16 protein-coding genes are annotated in these 16,207 nt (G+C 40.7%); 5 read left to right on the plus strand and 11 right to left on the minus strand.

The features are described from left to right. The first annotated feature begins 318 nt into the window (after positions 1-318). Positions 319-1,074 carry a zinc ribbon domain-containing protein gene (locus G4Y78_RS14585; RefSeq protein ID WP_163833719.1) on the plus strand — a complete coding sequence of 252 codons (756 nt, stop codon included), beginning with the start codon at positions 319-321 and terminating at the stop codon, positions 1,072-1,074. A 213-nt stretch (positions 1,075-1,287) separates the two neighbouring features. Here the strand turns inward: G4Y78_RS14585 and G4Y78_RS14590 are convergent, their stop codons facing one another. From G4Y78_RS14590 to G4Y78_RS14615, 6 genes are all read right to left on the minus strand, one after another. Then, positions 1,288-2,055, minus strand: coding sequence for a substrate-binding periplasmic protein (locus tag G4Y78_RS14590; RefSeq protein ID WP_163833720.1), 768 nt, complete (start codon positions 2,053-2,055; stop codon positions 1,288-1,290). Between the two features lie 77 nt (positions 2,056-2,132). Next, a complete protein-coding gene (locus G4Y78_RS14595) occupies positions 2,133-3,002 on the minus strand; it encodes an extracellular medium-chain-length polyhydroxyalkanoate depolymerase (protein WP_163833721.1) in 870 nt (289 codons plus the stop codon). 93 nt (positions 3,003-3,095) lie between these two features. Further along, a complete protein-coding gene (locus G4Y78_RS14600; RefSeq protein ID WP_163833722.1) occupies positions 3,096-5,135 on the minus strand; it encodes a carbohydrate binding domain-containing protein in 2,040 nt (679 codons plus the stop codon). A 513-nt stretch (positions 5,136-5,648) separates the two neighbouring features. After that, entirely contained in the window at positions 5,649-6,218 is a 570-nt protein-coding gene (locus G4Y78_RS14605) for a DUF2589 domain-containing protein (protein ID WP_163833723.1), read from the minus strand. A gap of 111 nt (positions 6,219-6,329) precedes the next feature. Then, complete coding sequence (locus G4Y78_RS14610; RefSeq protein WP_222937708.1) at positions 6,330-6,977, minus strand: DUF2589 domain-containing protein; 648 nt, start codon at positions 6,975-6,977, stop codon at positions 6,330-6,332. 435 nt (positions 6,978-7,412) lie between these two features. Beyond that, entirely contained in the window at positions 7,413-7,856 is a 444-nt protein-coding gene (locus G4Y78_RS14615) for a tetratricopeptide repeat protein (protein WP_163833724.1), read from the minus strand. A gap of 444 nt (positions 7,857-8,300) precedes the next feature. Between G4Y78_RS14615 and pabB the strand changes: the two genes are divergently transcribed. After that, positions 8,301-9,671, plus strand: coding sequence for an aminodeoxychorismate synthase component I (gene pabB, locus G4Y78_RS14620; RefSeq protein ID WP_163833725.1), 1,371 nt, complete (start codon positions 8,301-8,303; stop codon positions 9,669-9,671). 22 nt (positions 9,672-9,693) lie between these two features. Here the strand turns inward: pabB and G4Y78_RS14625 are convergent, their stop codons facing one another. Beyond that, positions 9,694-10,440, minus strand: a complete 747-nt coding sequence (locus tag G4Y78_RS14625) for a substrate-binding periplasmic protein (protein ID WP_163833726.1) — start codon at positions 10,438-10,440, stop codon at positions 9,694-9,696. A gap of 266 nt (positions 10,441-10,706) precedes the next feature. On the opposite strand from G4Y78_RS14625, the gene G4Y78_RS14630 reads away from it, so the two are divergent. After that, positions 10,707-11,432 (plus strand): phosphoadenylyl-sulfate reductase, encoded by a 726-nt coding sequence (locus G4Y78_RS14630; protein WP_178124463.1) that lies wholly within the window; start codon positions 10,707-10,709, stop codon positions 11,430-11,432. A gap of 15 nt (positions 11,433-11,447) precedes the next feature. After that, entirely contained in the window at positions 11,448-11,732 is a 285-nt protein-coding gene (locus G4Y78_RS14635; protein ID WP_163833727.1) for a hypothetical protein, read from the plus strand. A 50-nt stretch (positions 11,733-11,782) separates the two neighbouring features. Here the strand turns inward: G4Y78_RS14635 and cysB are convergent, their stop codons facing one another. After that, positions 11,783-12,757 (minus strand): HTH-type transcriptional regulator CysB, encoded by a 975-nt coding sequence (gene cysB, locus G4Y78_RS14640; RefSeq protein WP_163833728.1) that lies wholly within the window; start codon positions 12,755-12,757, stop codon positions 11,783-11,785. Positions 12,758-12,913: 156 nt separating this feature from the next. Between cysB and G4Y78_RS14645 the strand changes: the two genes are divergently transcribed. Beyond that, positions 12,914-13,702, plus strand: a complete 789-nt coding sequence (locus G4Y78_RS14645; RefSeq protein WP_163833729.1) for a sulfite exporter TauE/SafE family protein — start codon at positions 12,914-12,916, stop codon at positions 13,700-13,702. Between the two features lie 2 nt (positions 13,703-13,704). On the opposite strand, the gene G4Y78_RS14650 is transcribed toward G4Y78_RS14645, so the two are convergent. From G4Y78_RS14650 to G4Y78_RS14660, 3 genes are all read right to left on the minus strand, one after another. Continuing rightward, on the minus strand, positions 13,705-14,622 hold the full coding sequence (locus G4Y78_RS14650) for a 5'-nucleotidase (protein WP_163833730.1): 918 nt from the start codon (positions 14,620-14,622) through the stop codon (positions 13,705-13,707). Between the two features lie 308 nt (positions 14,623-14,930). Next, positions 14,931-15,461 (minus strand): metal-dependent hydrolase, encoded by a 531-nt coding sequence (locus G4Y78_RS14655; RefSeq protein ID WP_163833731.1) that lies wholly within the window; start codon positions 15,459-15,461, stop codon positions 14,931-14,933. Positions 15,462-15,562: 101 nt separating this feature from the next. Then, a complete protein-coding gene (locus tag G4Y78_RS14660; protein WP_163833732.1) occupies positions 15,563-16,042 on the minus strand; it encodes a TM2 domain-containing protein in 480 nt (159 codons plus the stop codon). Positions 16,043-16,207: the final 165 nt, after the last annotated feature.

A 16,207-nucleotide genomic window follows, 5' to 3' on the forward strand; every position in this document is an offset into this window, starting at 1 on the left:
GGTATTCAAAACGTAGAACATCATGAGTTTACTGGGCAAGTTATTGTTAAAGCTAATTTAGATAAAATCAATATATAAAAACTATGCGGCTTACGACTTATAAGAAAAACTAAAGTAATTGGCAATTTTTTTGCTTTAATTTATAAAACTAACTCTCATGGAATTTTATAAGTTGGTCTGTGTATATACATAGGTATATTTTTTATATTTTGTTATGCGGTTGGACTGAATAACAATCACTTTCTACTGACACAGTGATAAATAGCCAAAGACAAAGCTATAATAAAATTTTAATCAAAATTTGTTAGCTAATCGAATATGAAATGTCCAAAGTGTCAACTTGAACAAAAAGACCAAAATATTAGTTGCGAGCAGTGTGGGATTGTATTCTCAAAATATTTTAAGTATCACCCTTCTGCTACTCAGGCAAAGAAGGAGGAAGCACTTGAAGACAATGAGGCATTAGAATCACATGATTTTGATGGTATTACTTGGAAAGACAGGCTGTTATACCCTGGAGATAAAACAGATGCTATTGCTGTTTATGTACGTTTTGGTTTGTTAGTTATACTAACGATTTGGGGGTTGCGCTTAATATTTGCTTCGATTTCGAGCAATACTGTGGGAGAGTCATTTTTACATCTGATTAATCTGCCCTTTCACGAAGCTGGCCATGTTATTTTCAGGCCTTTGGGGCAGTTTGTTGCTTCATTAGGTGGTACATTAGGGCAATTACTGATGCCATTGATCTGTTTATTCGTATTGCTAATAAAACATCATAATACTTATGGTGCAGCGGTGTGTGGTTGGTGGTTTGGAGAAAATTTTCTTGATATTGCCCCTTATATTAATGATGCTAGAGCAGGACAGCTGCCTTTATTGGGTGGAAATTTCGGCCATTCAGCACCTTATGGTTTTCATGACTGGGAATATTTACTCACTGAGATGGGGTTATTGCGTTACGATCATAGTATAGCCCAGGCTTCTCATTGGCTTGGATCAATCATTATGATTGCATCATTAAGCTGGGCTTCAATCATTCTTTACAAACAGTTGAAATTATCCCGTCAATAGTTTTTTTTATTTAAACTGAAAACGGAAAAGTAAAATCCTCTATACCCCCAATGCGAGGGATTTTTTGGTTACGAAAACCTTATCCCCTCACATTAATATTGTTAATCGTTGGCTTACCAAAACAATACGTGATGGCATTTTTGAAAAGCTAATTTCTAAGTATGGGCTGACAACCTTGATGCCTGTAAACCAATAACATTTCAGTTGAGTCGGTTATTTTTTAGAGTTGCTCTTTAGTCGACATGGTTTAATTGAGGTATTGATTAAGTGGTAACGTTGTAGCAGCGCTTGCCACTGCTGGTTATTTGCTAAATTTTCAATGGTTTTAACCAAAAATGGATAAGCTGATTGTTGACCCTTTTGTACTAGAATATGACGTGTGTATAGGCTATGAGGGGTTGTTGAATAACAAATTTGATGACTAACGCCCATATCAATGGCTAAATAGCGGATGGTATTATTAGGAATAATCACAAAATCAACCCGCCCAGCGATTAATATTTTTAATGTTTGGCTAAATGAAGCCACATCAAGTCGTTTGATAGCCCCTTGTTTTATCGACTCTTCCAACCCACTGTATACATGTCCAAACACACCACCTAATTGAAGTCCTGTTAGTGATTCTGGTCCTTTATAGCTAATGCTATTTTTAACTAACGAGATGACTTCATTGGTATCTTGTATTAAAGGTGGAGTCCATAGGTATTTTTGCTTGTGCTTATCATTAAACCAGGCAGGGTGAACCCAGGCTACAATGCCATCATTACGCTTTTGCAATAGCTCATCCAAACGATTTCTTGGGATGTAGTGAGCCAGAAAAGTCAATTCACCTGGTGATAGTTTATTCAATAGGTCAACAAAGTCATAAGTCAGCCCTTCCCTTTTTTCATTATTAATAGAAAAAGGGGGAGAGCTATAATAAGTCCAGATAATGATCGGTTGCTCTGCTGCACGGCTGTTAAGTGCATTGAACAGTGTCATTACAATTAGTAATAGCAACGAATTCTTTAACATTAGCAGGCATATAAATTTGGTTATTACTTAAGCTAAAGTGTAATTTAATAACGGCTAAACCACTCAGTTATTTTGGCAGGAGACTCCTCAAACCAGGCATGCCCCTTGGTGGGTTTAATCCACAGCTCAGTATAAATACCACTATCAACTAAACGATGATAATAACGCTTCATGGTCCATACGGGTACAGTTACATCCAACAGTCCATGAAGAAATAAAGTGGGTGGATGGTCAGTTGGTAAATCGAAGGGGACATGGCAAACAGGACCAAGGCAGGCGGCATAAGAAGCAGACTGAATTGCCAAGGCACGAAACTCACCTGGAAATGATAGTGCCATCCGACTGGTGTTGTATCCTCCACTGGAAATACCCGTAGCAAATTTGCGTTGATTATTTAATGGCCCAAATGAACCTTGTTCAATACCTTCTATCACCCGTCCAATAAACTGATAATCTGTAGTCAACCGATAAGGTGTTGCACTAGCTAGCATATTGGTTTGCCAAGCTAAGTTAATGGCTGCTCTTGGGGCTATAACAGCATAGCCTGCATCTAATAATTGCTTAATCAACATTGCCTCATAAAACCCACCAAATGGATCATTTTTACGCCGTTGAAACTCTACTGGGAAAAAACTACCTTGATAAATCAATACTACCGGCCAACCATGAACAGGTGGCTCCCCTACAGGCAACTGATACTTCACCTCACGTTTAATACCTGCATTGGTCTCAATATAAAGCGAGTGATAACTACAGTTAACTGCCTTGACTTCGTTTAAAATCGAATAGTTGAAATCGCAACGGCTATTATTGTGGATATTTTCAGCATCAACTGTTGGACTAGCAAATATACATAATAAAACGGTTACAAACCAAAGTATGATTAGATAAATAAACCTGAATTGTATTTGCATGAACCTTCCTTATTATTTTTCTGTAAGCCTATAAAAAAATAGCTCTGTTGTTGAAAACAACAGAGCTATTTTTAGAGTAGCTTGGTTAGAAGGTTACTTCTTTTTATCTAGCTTGATATTATCCAGATAAAAATCATTACCAGGCTCTGGGCCAAAGATATAAAGTTGGGCAAATTTCACGTTACCTTTGGCTTGGTAGTTAAACTCTCCCGAGATTGACATCCATTGTTTATTGGCTGGAACAGTTTCTGTCTTTATCCGCTTCCAGTGGTAGCCTTCGTCGTCAACATAAAACAGTTGCATATCAATAAACTGTTCTTTACTGACCTTGTCGGCTAAACGAGTATCAAAACTGAATTGGTAGTTTTGACCACTTTCCACTAACCCTTTGACATCCAGTGCTGGGCCTGAATACCAGTGGTCACGTCCCATGGCCATTAGGCTGTATTTGCCGTCTTTTGCCATTTTATCGGTACGCTCAACTTTATCGATACCAAAGAATGGAATCCAGCCGTGTTTATCCGCTTCAAAACCATGATCAATTAATGGGCCTAAATCGGGCTTATCCCCTGCTTTTCTTAAGATTACTTCATCTGCAAAAAAGGCAGTGTTTTTCTCTGGGCCAAAAATTAATAGCTGAACTTTGCGAATATTGCCAAAGTGGTCAATTTTAAACTGACCTTTTACCGTTGACATTTCATTGTTGGTAATTGAGCTATTTGCGACATATTGATAATGCACACCTAAATCATCAGTAATTTGCAATGCAATTCTGGCGTTATCACGTTTTTGCCCTTCTGTAGCCAGCTGCATTTTAACACTGACTTCAAGCTCAGTGTCCTTCAAGTTAGGTATATTAATCACCTGGTTGGTGATATCTTGAGCCACACCATCATAATAAGCCATACGGTTAGTGACTTTTAAATAATTATCACGACCACATTTGGTTGTTTTTCCTTCAGTGTCAATGGTCACCACATTATTATAAAAACTATTCCAGCCGCTTAGGCTATTAAAGTCTCCAGACTGAATCATATTCTTTGACATGTGCGGCTTTTTACAAACATTATCATCTGGGTTCGGGTTCGGGCCAGGTTTATCATCGTCATCATCCGGCCAACCAGGACCATCATTATCTCCATCATCAGGTGGTTTGGGGCCATCGTCATCAGGATCATCCGGATTGGGGTTTGGATTCGGCTTGTCCGGCCAGTCTGGACCATTATCATCGGGATCAGGGTTTGGATTAGGATTCGGGTTTGGTTTATCTGGCCAGTCTGGACCATCATCATCACCTGGGTCAGGATTTGGATTGGGGTTTGGCTTATCTGGCCAATCTGGACCATTATCATCACCGGGATCAGGATTCGGGTTTGGATTGGGGTTCGGATTTGGTTTTGGATTATCCGGCTGTTTGGACGGCATAAAGTCAGCTAACTGAGTCGCCACTGCATTGATATTTTTAACACTGTCAGTGTAATTAGCGCGACCACAAGGCTGGTTTTTACAAGCATTAACATTAGGGTTGGAAAAATACTGCACATTACGTGCATTATAAGCAGAACCATAAGCCATGACGGTTGCAAACATGCCTTGTTCACCATGGCCGCGCGCCCAAGTCCAAATTCCACCTTTACTGTCTTGAGCGGCTGAGTGGCCTAACGCCATGTTGTGGCCAAGTTCGTGGGCAAATGCCACATTACCACAGTCGGTGGCGACAACACTGTACGCTTGACTGCTTTGTACCCGACCTTGAGGCACCCAAGCAACACCACAAGTACCACCAGAACGTGGTGCAAAGTAGCTGACAAAATCAGCGCCATATTGTTGCCTGAGATTGGAAATAGTCCTATCGTTGGTCACTCGGTTTAATGCATTTCCATTGGTATTGCCATGAAAAGTATTAATCGGTACAACTCCGACTAACCTTAGCTGAACATTGGCTCGGCTATTTTTATAAGCTTGGTTAGCCCAGTTGACATAAGAGGCAGCGAGGGCTTTGACATCGCGAGTGCCACTTTTCCCTTCGGGGTAAACCACCAATACATCCAACATCGTATTGGCAAGTGCTGAGGTGCTGTAAGCGGCAATTGCCAAGCTTAAACTGGATATCTTTAGGATATGACTTCGCATAAAATCAGCTCTTGGTTTTTCAAAAGTTGGTTTTTGTTTAAAATTGGGATTTGCAAAAATATTTTTAAATGGACCTTCTCATATAAGTTGAAGGTGCTTACTAAAAAAATGAAAACTCTTAATAAAAAGGGTGGAAATACTCATTAATAACGAGTAATAAACCCGAGTAAAAGCAAATACTGGGCTTACGTTAATCGGTATAAAAATAAAATAACGCGATTTACTACACATTCAACAAGCTAATTATTGGTTTTTGTTATAGATGAAATTTTTTTCACGACTAATGAGTTAAATAGGTAATGGGTTGGCGTGATTATTTAGAATATTTTATTGATTGCATTGAAAATAATTAATTTTGAGTGGGTATACCAGTTGAGAGATTAAAAACAACTTTATTGAAGGGGCTTACTAGATAAGCTGCTTTGTGATCTGATTAAATAAATGATTTAATCAGATCACAATTTTAGTTGTTATTGAGGGTCAGTAAGTAACAGTCATTTTTATAATTATTCTTTATTGTTCAGTTGTGGTTTCTTCTTTTTTCTCGTCTTGCTTGGGTGGTTCAGTCGTCGCTGCCACGGGACCAATTAAATTAGTATATTCTTCAATGACTCGCATAATACCTTCAGGGGGCTCGACGGCTTGAAACTCCATATCAACTTGAATTTCATCAGCAAACCGTGCATCGCTTTTGCCTCGTTTATTCGATTGAAAAGATACAGTGAACCCGCCTCGTTGCATTTGCTCTGCATTGTCAGCCGTGGTTGCCTTTTTCAGTTCAATATCTTCCATCCTGACGGTCATTGAGACCTTCATCTTATCCATCACGATACCTTTAGGTGCCACCATTGAGATTAATGGCACCATCATCGCGTGGTTATCACCCAGTTTTATCTCAACCATTTTAGCTTTCAGGGGTGAGTCTGGGTCTTTGGGGTCTTCCCGATCAAAAAACTGTTCAAATAATCTGACATACTGCTGAGCCACCATGCTGGTCGTGGTCATCGCCGCATGGTGCATACCACGAGTGATGTTGGTTAACGAAACACTATTCATGGGTTCTTTCTTTTTATTAAATACCATTTTTTATTCCCCCTCAATAAGATCAAAACCCCCTATAAACACAGACACCTCTAGTGTTGGGGTGTTGCCACCCAGTGATCACTAGAGGTGCTTTAACTACGACAAGGTTATTTAGCCAGTTTTCTTCTCTTCAGCTTTTGGTGCAGGAAGCACATCATCTGTAGGTAATGCGTCTTTATTAGCTGGCTGATCATTTTTAGGTAATACAACAGGTTTAGTGGCTGCATCAGTCAAGTAGTCAATCACTCGCATTAAGGCTTCTGGAGGATTTTGACGCTTAACTGTGGTAGAGATGCTGTACTTCGCCCGAGTATCAGTTTTACGGGTTTGTTCTGATTTATGCGAAACACGACCATTGATAGTTACACTGAAGGGGCCCCAACCTACTTTGGCTTCTAAAGACGCTTCTGCTTCAGTAGAAGATTGGCTTTCTTCAGATTGGCTAACTTCTAGTTCAAAGTCGATTCTACCTTCATCAACAGTAATATTAGGATGGCTAATAGCCGCTAATAAAGGTATCCGCATGGTTTTGGTTAAGGTTCCTTGGTATCGGCCTTCAGAGTTTACCAAGGTTTCGTCGTATTCAAACTCTACTGCAATGGCTTTACCGTCTTTAATACAAACAGTTAATAAGAAGTCTGCATAAGCTTTACTTGCTTGAACTTGAGCTTTGATCATTGCATTTAAGGGTGCAGAGATCATGCGGTCCAGTGGTAAAGCATTAATGACTGAGCCTATCAGTCCAGTATCTATCGCCATAGTTTTTCTTCCTTGAGAGTTTTCTTATAGAGTAGGGTTCTGGTGCAAGACAAAATGACTGCACCATATGTATACCCTTCACAAATGATTTTTAGGGTTTGTTGTCATCGTCCCTCACCCCAATCACCTATTCATTCATAGGCTCATAGGAGCAGCTCTGCTACTGTAAGAACTGCGGTGGTAGCCACTTAATTTGAATAAATGTGCTACAGGAACTCGTCACTCGACGGCTTTCCTTAAAAACCATTCTCATTGGGCATATACAGTCAGTTTTCTAAAAAATATAGTTGCTTGGTTCACCAAGCTATTAACGGACTGTGCCAAAAAACATAGTTAAGGAGTAGTCAATCAGCAAGTAAAACTGAGGAAATTTTGTACGACGATAGCGGTTGACAAAGACCCTACTTCACCCATGGGCCCTTATCCAAAAAGCAGTTATTTCACCAAGCCAGGTCGACTGTTAGATATTTTATTCATTAAGTCTTCAACGTAAGGGTTGACAGTATCTCGCCAGCTAGGATTCAGTTGCAGAATCGTTTGGAAAGCCCGCTTGGCATCATGCCACCGCCCCTTATGATAAAAAGCTAAAGCTAGATACCAGTGACACCATGTGTCGTTTGGATAGCTCTCTACTCGTTGTTCACTAATTTTTTGGAGCTGGTCCAGTTTATTTTGCTCCAAGAATTCATCCGCTTGTTCTCTAAACAGCTTACGTTTTTGCACTGCATCAATATGAACCAACCAACGCTTGGCTTTCACTACTAAAACCATTAGGAACGTGGCACTGGCCAACCATAGTAAGATAAGCGTAGCCAGGAGCCACTTGATTGCTCCCCACTCAGTGGTAACTTGGCTGATCAATAAGGTGGTAGAATCCATTACATTCTCCTTTATACCCTTGGAAAGAATTTAATTGAAAGGCTCAGGAGCCTTATCATTTACGACCTGACTAGCCCCTCGTTTGGCTATATAGGAGCAGATGTCGTATAGGTTGAATGTGATAGGGTCTACTACAGCAATTAATAAGCCATTAGCCTATTAGTGGAGTTTATTACGTGTAGTGATAACAGAGGCTTGATGCTATAGCTTGATCAATAAAAAAAACCGGGCATTCTTTTCTGGTTGTAACCATAAGAATTAAACAGCAGCAACTTTATTGCGATACTTACCTATATTAAAAATGCTGCAATAAATTGGTTAAAAAACAACTGTTGTGCTTTTTTACAAGGAGTTATGATGTAATAGTGAAATATTCGGGCTACCCCGCTACAATGCCGCAGCTATTTTGGATGCATTGTTAGCCCTTAAGTAAATAAAGATGTTATGAAACAAGCGACCGTCACTCCACTCCGTTATCCAGCTAACAGTCAGGATTATTTTCTTGCAATTCGTCATATGCCTTATCCTGCCTGGCTGGATAGTACTGATGCCAAACACCCTGATGGTCGCTTTGACATTATTACGGCTAACCCACGTTACTTTTTACACTATCAACAAGGAGACTGCACTTTACACAACTTGTTGGCAGATGAGCAGCAGCAACTCCAGACTGATCCGTTGGTATTGCAACAGCAGTTATTTGATCAGTACGAGTCAGTTGATTGCCATTGGCCTTTTGCTGGTGGTTGGCTTGGATACTGGGGTTATGATTTAAAGGCAGTCACTGAGCCACATCGATTTAGCCACCACAAAGATGAGTGGCCTTGTCTAATGACAGGGCTTTATTTATGGGCAATTGTAATTGATCATCAGCAGCAACAGGCGGTATTAATTACCCATCCAGATCTTTCTATAACTGAACATCAATACATACAGAACTGTTTAAGTCCATTAACCCAAACACAATCACTACAGCCATTTGCGTTGACTACTCCCTTTCAACCAGTGCTTTCTCAAGCCCAATACCAGGCAGCATTTAACCAAATTCAGCAATTTATTCAGGCAGGTGATTGCTATCAGGTTAATTTTACTCAACGATTTGATAGCCAATATAGTGGTGACCTATTAACAGCTTATACCCACTTGCGTGCAGTCAGCCCAGCGCCCTTCTCTGCTTTTTTAGATTATGGGGAAATCACTGTGTTAAGTCATTCCCCTGAGCGCTTTATCCAAACCAACCAACGTTTGGTTGAAACCAAACCGATTAAAGGCACCCGGGCTCGAAGTGCTGACCTAGAACAGGATCGTTTACAAGCAGAAGCATTATTAAGTAGTGAAAAAGACCGGGCAGAAAACTTAATGATTGTGGATTTATTACGTAATGATTTGAGTAAGCATTGCTCTCAGGTAAAAGTCCCCCATTTATTTGAACTTGAAAGTTTTGCCAATGTACATCACCTAGTCACTACTGTAACTGGTCAGTTACACAATGATGCTAGTTATTTTGAGTTACTGACTGGTGCCTTTCCTGGCGGATCTATTACGGGAGCACCAAAAATTCGGGCAATGGAAATTATCCAGCAGTTAGAGCCTGTTTCCCGAAGTGTTTATTGTGGGGCTATCGGTTATATCAGTTTTAGTCAACAGATGGACACCAGTATCGCTATCCGTACCCTCGTGGCCAAAGATCAGGGACTTTATTGTTGGGGCGGTGGTGGCATTGTTGCCGATTCTAATTGTGAAGATGAGTATCAGGAGTCGTGGGCTAAAGTTAGCAATTTAATGAGTGGGTTGAGTCAGTTCAGTCAAACATAGTTGGCAATTAATTAAACCTTTTTTAATTTTGTAATGCGGCAGCAGTGGCTTTGGCCATAATAGTATCTAATAAAGGTTGATAGGCTTTTTCGCTTTGTAGCTTGTCAATGGTTTGGTCAAATTGGTCAACCAGTGCTTGTCCATATTGAGCAGAACGCTTTGACAGCAGCAAAGTGAATTTCATTTCACCATATACTTTCGGCAAAATAATCAGCTTTTTATTCAACTCAAGTCGGGCAATTTCCGCGCTACCAACAGCTAGGGGATGAATCATTAAGTCAGCGCGCGCCCTATCAATCAACAACAAACAATTGCTGACCTTAGGTACAGGTAGAAATTTAACGTTGTGCTGTTGCCAAAACCGATACCCCCAACCATTACCAATAATTTCACACACATTAAAAGCATTTAAGCCATAAACGGTTTGAACCCGATTAATTTGGCTTATAAGTTCTTTATTTTGGCGGGTAATAGCCTGCATTTTGATGGTATATACGATATTGCGTGAACGTAATGCATATTCCAGCCGTTGTTGGGTAGGTACCGTAATAAATGCATCCATCAGCCCTGCTTTCGCTTCTGATTGCACCCGTTTCCAAGGAAAGCCAAAGTTAGCCGTTTTGATACCGATTTGCTCAATAAACAAGCTGTCAAGCAAGTCAACCAAAATGCCTTTTACTACTCCATCCCGTTTATCTGTATAAGAATACGGAGGCCAATCGCTGTTATAGGCGATTTTGATTTCTTTGGCAGCTAGTGGAATAGCCATTAGCCACCATAAACCAAGACATAGATAAAGATTACACTTGAGCATAGCTTTTATTATAGATAACGATTTCGTCTTAGCTCACAGGCAACTGGCTTACTGTTATACCCTGTCTACATATAAATAGATAAAGATTTTATTTATCTCTTATAGCTGTGACTTGGTATTATAAGCCAGATTTATAACTGATAATTTTAAACTAGGGCATTGCTAATGCTTCAAGCCCTAACTGTGATTACATATAAGCCAATTAATGATAGGTAACCATTGTGACTAAGCCGCTCAATACCCTCCAATTGCAGCTGGAATACAGTGAGCGGGATCCTGAAGCGATTCTCGAGCTGGCCTTTAATACCTTTGATAATATTGCGATTTCATTCAGTGGTGCAGAAGATGTTGTGCTAATTGAGTTAGCTACCCGAGTAACCGACAATATTTCTGTATTCACCCTAGATACAGGGCGCTTGCATCCCGAAACTTACCGCTTTATTGATCAGGTACGGGAGCATTATGGGATAGAAATTGAAACATTATCGCCGGATTATGCTGAGCTGGAACCCTTTGTCAAAGCCAAAGGGTTGTTCAGTTTTTATCAGGATGGTCATCAGGAATGTTGTGGCATTCGTAAAGTAGCCCCACTTAGGCGTAAACTGAGTCAACTGGATGCTTGGATAACCGGCCAACGTAAAGACCAAAGCCCTGATACCCGAGCTCACATCCCTGTCATTGAACAAGACTTGTTCTTTGGTAGCCAGGAAAAACCCTTATACAAATTTAACCCACTGGCACATTGGCACTCGGCGAAAGTGTGGGAAACCATCCACGAATATGATGTGCCTTTTAATGAGCTACACCATAAAGGGTTTGTCAGTATTGGTTGCGAGCCTTGTACCCGTCCAGTATTGCCTAACCAACATGAACGGGCAGGACGTTGGTGGTGGGAAACGGCTACACAGAAAGAGTGTGGGTTACATGCAAGTAACCAAAGTAAATAATTTGAAGAAGAGATCATGACTGTAAAAATTACGTTAGTGAAAAAAGTAATGGCTGATGGTTCACCCTGTAAAAAGTGTGCTGATGTTTTACAGCGGCTAGAAAAGTCAGGCTATATACAACACATTGACCATATTGTTGAAGCTCATGAAAATGATTCTACAAGTGAAGGGATGCAACTGGCTCAAACCTTACAAGTTGATAAGGCGCCTTTCTTTATCGTTGAGCAGGCCGATGGCCAGCAAGTGGTGTATACCGTGTACTTTAAACTGGTACAGGAAGTATTAAAACATTTACAGTAAGCGTGCTCTATAAAAGGCTGGCTAATGCCAGCCGACGGTTTTGTCAAAAATTAATAGACGGGTAACTGTACCGACTCAAATAACTCTTCCAGCTCTGCCCGGTTATGCCGTTGAGAAGCTTCATTAACAATATCTTTATTGAGGTGAGGTGCAAATTGCTCAATAAATTCATACATAAAGCCCCGTAAGAAAGTTCCTTTCCTAAAGCCAATTTTAGTGATGCTCGACTCAAATAAATGACTGGCATCCAGTGCCACTAGATCCTGATCAAGGTCTTGGTTATAAGCCATTTTGGCCACAATCCCTACCCCTAGACCTAACCTTACGTAAGTTTTAATGACGTCTGCATCTGCAGCGGTAAATACAACTTTAGGTGTAAGCCCTTTGCTCATAAAAGATTCATCTAACTTAGAGCGCCCAGTAAAACCAAACACATAAGTTACAATGGGATATTTTGCTACATCTTCAAGCTCAAGTCGGCTGATTTGGGCTAGCTGATGGTCTCTTGGCACTAGTACACAACGGTTCCACCGATAACAAGGCATCATAATTAAATCATTAAAATGCTCCATTGCTTCAGTGGCAATAGCAAAGTCGACGGTACCATCGGCGGCCATTTCAGCAATTTGCATGGGCGTTCCCTGGTGCATATGTAAAGACACCTCTGGGTATTGCTGAATAAACTTTTTGATGACAGTGGGTAAAGCATAACGTGCTTGAGTATGGGTGGTAGCAATAGACAAGCTGCCTTTTTGTTCATTACTGAACTCTTGCGCCACTTGCTTGATACTTTCTACCTTACGTAAAATTTCTCCAGCGGTTTTTATAATGGCTTCACCAGCTGGTGTCACCCGAGTTAAATGTTTACCACTACGTGCAAACACTTCGACCCCAAGCTCATCTTCCAGTAAGCGAATTTGCTTACTAATTCCAGGCTGTGATGTATATAGGCTTTGTGCGGTAGCCGAAACATTTAAATCGTGATGCGCTACTTCCCAGATATAGCGCAACTGTTGCAACTTCATAACCCCTCCATTCGGCATTTATATGCATAAAGCATAAAAATATAAATAAATATTCTTTTCAAGAATAGATGGAAACCGCTAAATTTCCAAGAATTATGGTTTTATTCTCTAACTCATAGCTTTTCTATCACCATTTATAACTTTAGACCATATTTGATGGAAGTTTTGCTTTATATTTTGGCAGGTGCCACAGTTGGCCTTGCCGTCGGACTGACTGGGGTTGGTGGAGGATCACTGATGACTCCACTGCTATTGCTATTTGGTTTTCCACCTCATATCGCCATAGGCACTGACTTGATGTATGCATCCGTCACCAAAGCCAGTGGGGTTTCGTTACACCACAAGCGTCGGACAATTAACTGGCGTTTAGTGGGACTGCTCGGGGCCGGTAGTTTACCAGCAGCCGGCTTAACGGTTCTGATACTGAATGCCTACTTCAAAGATAGTTCAGAATATAGCCATCTACTAACAAGCAGTTTAGGTTTTATGCTGATTATGACTGCTGCGGTATTATTAGCCCGATCACGCCTTGCTGTCATTAATAGTCAATCATCAATTACTACCACTATACGACAGTTTATTCAACGACACCTTACGGGTATTACCTTAATTATGGGTGCTTTGCTTGGCACTTTGGTGACACTATCATCAGTGGGGGCTGGAGCGATTGGCACTGCATTATTGATGGTGCTGTATCCCCAGTTAACAGGTGTGAAAATAGTGGGAACAGATTTGGCCCATGCTGTTCCTCTTACTTTTATTGCTGGTATTGGTCATGTTTGGTTAGGCAATGTTGATTTTGGACTGTTGGTCAGCTTATTAGTCGGCTCTATTCCTGCTATTTATATAGGCTCCCGTTTAGGAGCCCACCTTCCGGAAAAAGTCATGCACCCCGTATTGGCCAGTACGCTATTGGCATTAGGAGTTAAATATGCTTTCTTTTAGCCCTAACTTTCAACAGCTTTGCTGTTAGTCACTCCATGGGGCACATGCCCTGTGGCAACATGTTCTCTTGCTGAGTCACAGTGCCCCATCTGATCATCAAAAAATACATCTGCTCCAAAAGCTTTTAAAAAAGCCCCTTTTGCCAAGCCACCTAAAAATAGTGATTCATCCAGGCGAATTCCCCACTCTCTTAAAGTGCGAATTACGCGCTCATGAGCAGGAGCTGATCTTGCTGTCACTAGAGCAGTACGAATTGGACTTTGCTTGGCTGGAAACTCACTTTGTAGTTGATGCAATGCTGCTAAAAAAGGCTTAAATGGGCCACCTGATAAGGGCGATTTGGCCGCAGCCCGCTCACTGGCAGCAAAAGCTTCTAACCCTTCTGCTTGATATATTTGTTCTGCCTCGTCTGAAAACACTACTGCATCACCGTCAAACGCAAACCGTAAAATATCATCATTGGGTGCTTCTGATGACTTTGCTGAAGGCATGATCATTGCGGCTGCAAACCCTGCAGATAATGCATTGGTAACGTCTTCTATATGAGTGGATAAAAATAAATGACAATTAAAAGAAGCAATATATCGATAAGGGCTTTGTCCACCACAGAATGCAGCTCGAATAATATTCAAATCATGATGCTCAATGGAGTTAAATATACGCAACCCAGTATCGGCTGAATTTCGTGATAACAATATTACTTCTACTCGATCCTGCCCTAAACGCTCATTTAGTTTGAGTAGTTTGGCGACTAAAGGAAAGGCATCGCCTGGTGCTAAAATTTCATTTTCATGGGCAATCTGGTATTCCTGATAAGCATCCAGGCCCTCTTCTTCATAAATACGGTGGCTTTCTGCCAGATCGAACAGAGCCCGCGATGAAATAGCAATCACTAATTTGTCAGTTAACTGCGCTGGCATAAAACCTCCAAAGTGGATGGAGTATTAGAAGTGCCCTTAAGTTAGCATAAAACAAAGAAAAGCTTCTCTATTACTCATGCCGTATATGCTTTTAGAGACTGTCGCAAAACTATTGCGACCCCCTCTCTGAGAGAGCGCTAGGGGGAAACCAATTTTGATCTCTTCCTTTCCTCAAATACGATGCTTCCTATTATTATAAAACCACTTCAACTAAATAGTATAACTACTTGACTACTATGAAAAAATCTTAAAAACATAGAATTCACATTAAGTTAAAAAATACTCCGCGATATATCTAATAAACAAGATTAAGAATATCCAGTAACTAATTGATTTTTAAACAAATATTGTTTTTTAACTTGATAAATTGCTGCCCCTACTATCAGCACTTCAAGCATAAAGCTCCAATGCAAAAGAAAATTAAGTGGCCACCAGGCAAACCGAGCAGGTACCTCTACTAAACCGAAGCTTTGCTTAACAACAGGGTACAGCCACAATATTTTAGCGGAGACACTGTCCAGTAACAGATGTAGCATAACATTCATTAATAGTACGACTACTGTTGTTAACAGTAGTTTCTGTTTAGTAATCCAGGCGACAATACAAGGCAAGAGAAAAATGGCTAGCCAAAAAACAGGGGTGTGGGTCCAATAGCTATGGTGGTTATGCTGTCGCTGATCAAACCAATAGAAGTACAACAAGTCTAAATCAGGTAACACACTGGCAAACAGCCCTACCCCAACTAACCAGATTCTGTGTTGTTCCGTACAGGGAAGAAGTTGACGCTTGATAAATAGCTGGGTAATTAAATAGCCAGCTGGCAGGTGAGCAATAAACATAAATCAGTAACAGCCTTTGCAGTGTCGTTCGGTTTGTTACTGATTTAGCCATAGAACGATGGCAACTAGCAGGCACAATTATGATCAATTAGGACCAGCTTTTATAGCACTTGCTGAGTGGCTGCTTTCGCTCGTTCGGTATAGTCCTCGTAAGCAGGAATAGCGATGGCAGCCAAAAGGCCCATAATAAAGAAAAAAAGTACTACCGATACAATTGCATATAACCAGCCTGACCGAGGCGGTTTATGACCATGCTTCTGTGACCAACGGGCATCACTAGTACACGCAAACACAATAGTTTCAATCAAAGAAACTAAGCTTGGAATACCCGTCCAGAAAAATAATAAGTAAAAAATACCCCACCACTGTCCCAAGTAAAAACGGTGAATTCCGAGTGCCCCTAAAAAGAAAGCCAGTAAAGCCGCAGCCACCTTGTTTCGTCCATTTAAGAGTTGTGGTTCACCACAGCTCGGACAGTTTACAGCTTTTGGTGAAAGTTTATTACCGCAGTTACGGCAATAAACGGGCCTCTCTAAAGCTGACTCTGGGGATGCATAGGGGGTAGCTTGCGCTTGCTGCATAACTGCTCCGAAATACTAGACAACAAAAAAAGACGCCAGAGTATCTCAAATCTAAGCACTAATGCAAAACATGCCAACTGCTCTAAAAAATGGGAATTAAGGGGAAATAGTTAAACTTAAACAATCGAGTACTACTCCTTAGTAAAATAAGTGGCATTTACAGGA

It is taken from the genome of Spartinivicinus ruber, assembly GCF_011009015.1.
In the GTDB taxonomy this organism is placed as follows: Bacteria; Pseudomonadota; Gammaproteobacteria; order Pseudomonadales; family Zooshikellaceae; genus Spartinivicinus; species Spartinivicinus ruber.

What these genes read in the sequence shown, in the direction of transcription:
- G4Y78_RS14605 (WP_163833723.1), bottom strand. Translation starts at nt 6,218, where the DNA reads ATGGTATTTAATAAAAAGAAAGAACCCATGAATAGTGTTTCGTTAACC.
- G4Y78_RS14625 (WP_163833726.1), bottom strand. Translation starts at nt 10,440, where the DNA reads ATGGCTATTCCACTAGCTGCCAAAGAAATCAAAATCGCCTATAACAGC.
- G4Y78_RS14585 (WP_163833719.1), top strand. Translation starts at nt 319, where the DNA reads ATGAAATGTCCAAAGTGTCAACTTGAACAAAAAGACCAAAATATTAGT.
- G4Y78_RS14590 (WP_163833720.1), bottom strand. Translation starts at nt 2,055, where the DNA reads ATGACACTGTTCAATGCACTTAACAGCCGTGCAGCAGAGCAACCGATC.
- G4Y78_RS14645 (WP_163833729.1), top strand. Translation starts at nt 12,914, where the DNA reads ATGGAAGTTTTGCTTTATATTTTGGCAGGTGCCACAGTTGGCCTTGCC.
- G4Y78_RS14615 (WP_163833724.1), bottom strand. Translation starts at nt 7,856, where the DNA reads ATGGATTCTACCACCTTATTGATCAGCCAAGTTACCACTGAGTGGGGA.
- G4Y78_RS14635 (WP_163833727.1), top strand. Translation starts at nt 11,448, where the DNA reads ATGACTGTAAAAATTACGTTAGTGAAAAAAGTAATGGCTGATGGTTCA.
- cysB (WP_163833728.1), bottom strand. Translation starts at nt 12,757, where the DNA reads ATGAAGTTGCAACAGTTGCGCTATATCTGGGAAGTAGCGCATCACGAT.
- G4Y78_RS14595 (WP_163833721.1), bottom strand. Translation starts at nt 3,002, where the DNA reads ATGCAAATACAATTCAGGTTTATTTATCTAATCATACTTTGGTTTGTA.
- G4Y78_RS14655 (WP_163833731.1), bottom strand. Translation starts at nt 15,461, where the DNA reads ATGTTTATTGCTCACCTGCCAGCTGGCTATTTAATTACCCAGCTATTT.
- G4Y78_RS14610 (WP_222937708.1), bottom strand. Translation starts at nt 6,977, where the DNA reads ATGGCGATAGATACTGGACTGATAGGCTCAGTCATTAATGCTTTACCA.
- G4Y78_RS14650 (WP_163833730.1), bottom strand. Translation starts at nt 14,622, where the DNA reads ATGCCAGCGCAGTTAACTGACAAATTAGTGATTGCTATTTCATCGCGG.
- G4Y78_RS14600 (WP_163833722.1), bottom strand. Translation starts at nt 5,135, where the DNA reads ATGCGAAGTCATATCCTAAAGATATCCAGTTTAAGCTTGGCAATTGCC.
- G4Y78_RS14660 (WP_163833732.1), bottom strand. Translation starts at nt 16,042, where the DNA reads ATGCAGCAAGCGCAAGCTACCCCCTATGCATCCCCAGAGTCAGCTTTA.
- pabB (WP_163833725.1), top strand. Translation starts at nt 8,301, where the DNA reads ATGAAACAAGCGACCGTCACTCCACTCCGTTATCCAGCTAACAGTCAG.